The 4,898-nt window shown below is 42.1% G+C and carries 2 protein-coding genes and 1 pseudogene; all 3 read left to right on the top strand.

Features of this window, described 5'->3' with window-relative positions:
- The coding region (locus PX484_RS13320) for a glycosyltransferase family 2 protein (protein ID WP_288104202.1) at nucleotides 1–645 on the top strand (645 nt) is incomplete at its 5' end.
- Nucleotides 646–1,162: 517 nt separating this feature from the next.
- A pseudogene (locus tag PX484_RS13315) lies at nucleotides 1,163–1,513 on the top strand (helix-turn-helix domain-containing protein); the annotation flags it as partial.
- Between the two features lie 563 nt (nucleotides 1,514–2,076).
- Nucleotides 2,077–4,898: beta strand repeat-containing protein (locus PX484_RS13310; protein ID WP_288104199.1), on the top strand; the 2,822-nt coding region annotated here is incomplete at its 3' end.

The following is a 4,898-nucleotide window of genomic DNA, read 5'->3' as shown; positions in this document are numbered from 1 at the left end:
GGAGGGATCGGAGAATTGCGCGGAAATGGTCAATTTGTCCGACGTAGTGCCTTAAATCGTTGCGGGGGTTGGAATGAACAAACGATCACCGACGATCTTGATTTAACTATTCGTCTCCATATCGATAATTGGAAAATTAATGTCTTAAATTTTCCCGCAGTAGCGGAAGAAGGGGTGAAAACCGCGATCGCTTTATGGCATCAGCGCAATCGCTGGGCCGAAGGTGGTTTTCAGCGTTATCTCGACTATTGGAAAGCGATTTTAAAGTCTCCCATGCCTTGGCCGAAAAAGTTTGATTTAATTGCTTTTTTGATTGTTCAATATATCTTACCTGCGGCCGCTATTCCCGATCTTTTAATCACTATTACCCAGCATCAAGCTCCGATTTTAACGCCTTTAACTGGTTTGGCTCTTTCCCTTTCTCTCTGGGGTATGGTGACAGGATTAATCCGGGTTAATACGGGTAAAAAATTCACTTTCGCTCTCGGTTTAAATATCCTTGCTCAAACCATTCGCGGCATGATTTATATGATGCACTGGTTTATTATTATTCCCAGTGTCAGCCTACGGATGGCTTTGCGTCCTAAACGTTTAAAATGGGTGAAAACCGTTCATCTGGGGGAACATCTCAGCGCCGAGGTTTAATTTTTGAGGATAGACTCCAAAAATTTTGGCTTTATCAGACCTGAAATCCCATGTCAGCCAAGGTTACAGCCTTTGGAAACCCCTTTCGGAAAAATTTCCAATTTCCTTAATCATGCTTGCTGCCAATAATGTGTTAATTTGGATACAGAATTGAATTCCGTGACAGCACTGGGGTAGCGAAAAGCGCTCGCTCCAGTTTTTTTTATCTAAATCGGGGTTGGGGGTTAGGGGGAGTAGGGAGAAAAAAGCTGATGGCTCTCTTGGGTTTGCTGGGGAAAATGTATTCTAAGATACAGTCCTGCGGGGGAGCGAATGGAACGAACCACAAAGACACAAAGGACACGAAGATTGATCGCTACCATATAAGTTAAATTTATCACACAAATAATAAGAGAGCCAGCTGACGGCTTACCATCTCAATCATCAAGATAGCTGCTCAATTGAAAATAGGGCAATTATTGGAGCCATGAGGTACAATAGAAGGCAAATAGACAAATAATTGAGAGTCAGAGCAGACATGAGACCCTATTCAGTAGATTTTCGCCAAAAAATTATCGATGTCTGGGAAAAAGAAAAAATTTCTATTCGAGAACTAGCCAAAAGATTTAATGTGGCCAAAAGCTTTATTCAAAAGTTATTGAAACAATATCAAGAAACTGGAGATATCCGTCCCCGTCCCCAGGGAGGGAGTCCCCCAAGCAAGTTAAATAGTGAGCAATTAGTAATTCTTGTCGAAATCATCGAAGCTAACAGGGATGCAACCCTGCAAGAATTATCTAACTTACTCTATGAAAAGACAGAGATTAAAGTCAGTAGAGCCACCCTAGGGCGAATTACGAAAAAACTGAATCAAAGTTTTCCCAAAAAATTCCACAGGAGTCCGAGAAAGTTGGCGAAAAAGTAACATGGTTTCCCATTTGCTTGTCGATGAAGTATTGGTTAAGTAACTGGTTATAATTAAATTAAAAATGGATTTTAGGTTCGATCCCCCCTGCCCCCGTTGATAAGGGGGGTGCCGATAGGCGGGGGGATCTGACAACTTTTAACGCCTACCTACTTAGTTTTGACGTTAGCGCTCGCCTTTTTAACCTTCAGTCTTGAGAAAACGGGTTTCTCCGAGAAACCCGTTTTCTGATGGCTTGAGGTTTAACCGCACCGAATTTAATTTGATTTTCTCTGATTCATGAATAAACCTGATGAAAAAAAAAAAAAAAATAAGCATACTTTATATTCTATTGACAGTAGAAAAAAACGCTCTCAAAATGGTGGAGACGATTAATTGATGGTTTAATAGTTTTTTTTAGCCTAACCTCGACTGGCTACGTTTGCGGAAAACAGGCTGACTCGGCTGAATAAATAATAGCCAAGCAAATTGTGGGCATTGCCCACCCTACACAACTATTCATTTGAGAAATTTAAAGGGTTAATGTCATGACTTCCTCTCTTTTGCCGATTCTTCCTGTTGTTGACGATGTTTTGTTCAATTTCGCTCAATCTGATGGCTTTTGGGCAAATTTGGTGATCGCTTTTGGCACAAGTTATGATGTGGTTAAGGCGACGGAATTACAACAGCAGTGGCAAAGCCGAAATTTTAGTCAAATTCCCCCGATTGAGGTACTTAGTGATGAGGTTTTAGGGACGGCGAATGGTGCTTATGCCAGTAGTACGAATAAGATTTATCTATCAGCATCTTTTTTAAATACGGCTTCGTCAGCAGTGATAGTTAATGTAATCTTAGAAGAAATTGGGCATTATGTGGATGCTCAAATTAATCCGGTGGATAGCGCGGGAGATGAGGGGGCAATTTTTGCGGAGTTGGTGCAGGGAAATAGTCTGGATGTGGCAACCTTAGACGCTTTACGAGCCGAGAATGACCAGACAACAATTATAGTAAATGGGGAAATTATTCAAGTAGAACAGGCGAATTTAACGGGTACTAATGGTAATGATAATATTACGGGAACTTCTGACAGTGATAATATTTCTGGGTTAGATGGCAATGATACTTTAAGTGGTTTGGGGGGATGGGACAGTATTTATGGAGGTAATGGTAATGACTCTCTTGACGGTGGGGATGGAGATGATTACTTTACCAATGATGCGGGTAATGACACGATAAATGGTGGTAGTGGTAATGATCGCTATGATGCTAACTACAGTAGTGCTAGTAGCGGTTTAACCATGACCTACAATACTGCTACCGGGAGTGGGACGATTACTGTTGGTACAGAAACTGATACCTTTACTTCGATTGAGAGTTTTAACGGGTTTAAGGGAACTGAGTATAATGATGTCATTTTTGGCGGTACAGGAGGTGAATCTTATTATTATTATGGTGGACTCAAAGGTGGAAGTGGTAACGATACTATTTCAGGTAATGCTGGTTATGACGACATTTATGGAGAGGATGGAAATGATGTCCTCAATGGTGGTGCTGATAATGATCAACTTTATGGTGGTAGTGGGAATGATCTCCTCAATGGTGATGCAGGAGATGATTACTTTACCAATGAGGACGGTGAGGACGGTAATGACACGATAAATGGTGGTAGTGGGATTGATCGCTATGAGGCTGACTACAGCTATGCTAGTAGCGGTTTAACCATGACCTACAATACCGCTACCGGGAGTGGGACGATTACTGTTGGTACAGAAACTGATACCTTTACTTCGATTGAGAATTTTAACGGGTTTAAGGGAACTGAGTATAATGATGTCATTTTTGGCGGTACAGCTGTTGAGGCACTCAAAGGTGGAGGTGGTAACGATACTATTTCAGGTAATGCTGGTGATGACGGAATTTATGGAGAGGATGGGAATGATGTCCTCAATGGGGGTGTAGGTAATGATCAGCTTTATGGTGGTAATGGTAATGATCTCCTCAATGGTGATTCAGGAGATGATTACTTTACCGGCGATGAAGGCAATAATGACACGATCAATGGTGGTGCTGGTAGTGATATATATGAGGCTGACTACAGCTATGGTAGTAGTGGTTTAACCATGACCTACGACACCGCTGGGAGTGGAACGATTACTGTCGGTACAGAAACTGATACCTTTACTTCGATTGAGAGTTTTAACGGGTTTAAGGGAACTGATTATAATGATGTCATTTTTGGCGGTACAGCAGTAGGTTACGGTTACTATGAATATTTGTATGGTAGAGAGGGTAACGATACCATTTCAGGTAATGCTGGTGGTGACATCATTTTTGGAGAGAATGGGAATGATGTCCTCAATGGGGGTGCTGATAATGATCAGCTTTATGGTGGTAATGGGAATGACACCCTACAAGGAACAGATGGCGGTACAGGAGAATATGATTATTTAGTAGGAGGAACAGGAAGCGATCGCTTTATTCTTGCAGATACGACAAAGACCTTCTATGATGACGGTTTGACAGCTACTGAAGGTACTAGCGACTACGCGTCAATTGCCGACTTTAGCACCACTGATGACACAATTCAACTACGGGGTGCAAGTAGTGACTATCTCTTAACAGTTTCTGGTTCCACTACTAATCTCTACATCAACAAACCAGGAAACGAAGCAGATGAACTGATTGCTTATATCAGTAATCAAACAGCATTAAGTCTAACTGCTAGTTATTTTAGCTATGTTTCTAGTCCTACTCTTCCCAGTATTACTCTTGCAGTTTCTCCTAGTAGTGTGACAGAAGATGGGACAACAAATCTGGTTTATACCTTCACTCGTAGCGGAGTAACCACTAATTCTTTAACTGTCAACTATACAGTTGGGGGGACAGCAACCAATGGAACCGATTACACTTCTATTCCCACCAGTGTCACCTTTGCTGCTGGTTCATCCACTGCTACCGTAACCGTTGACCCCACTGCTGACACAACTGTTGAAAATGATGAAACCGTCATTTTAACCCTCGCGACCGGGACTGATTATACAATAGGTACGACCACCGCAGTTACCGGGACGATTACGAATGATGATAGCAATGTCACCCTTCCTAGTATTACCCTTGCTGTCTCCCCTGGAAGTGTTACCGAAGACGGGACAAGTAATCTCATCTACACCTTTACCCGTAGCGGTTCCACAACCAATTCTTTAATAGTCAATTACAGTATTGGAGGGACAGCAACCAATGGAAGCGATTACGCTTCTATTCCCACAGGTGTCATCTTTGCGGCTAATTCTGCGACTGTTACCGTAATCGTTGACCCCACTGCGGATACTACAGTTGAAGATGATGAAACCGTCATTTTAACCCTCGCTTC

Source organism: Microcystis sp. M49636_WE2 (assembly GCF_030065375.1).
In the GTDB taxonomy this organism is placed as follows: domain Bacteria; phylum Cyanobacteriota; class Cyanobacteriia; order Cyanobacteriales; family Microcystaceae; genus Microcystis; species Microcystis aeruginosa_C.
The sequence above is the reverse complement of the archived record's forward strand: the minus strand, read 5'-3'. Positions and strand labels throughout refer to the sequence as shown.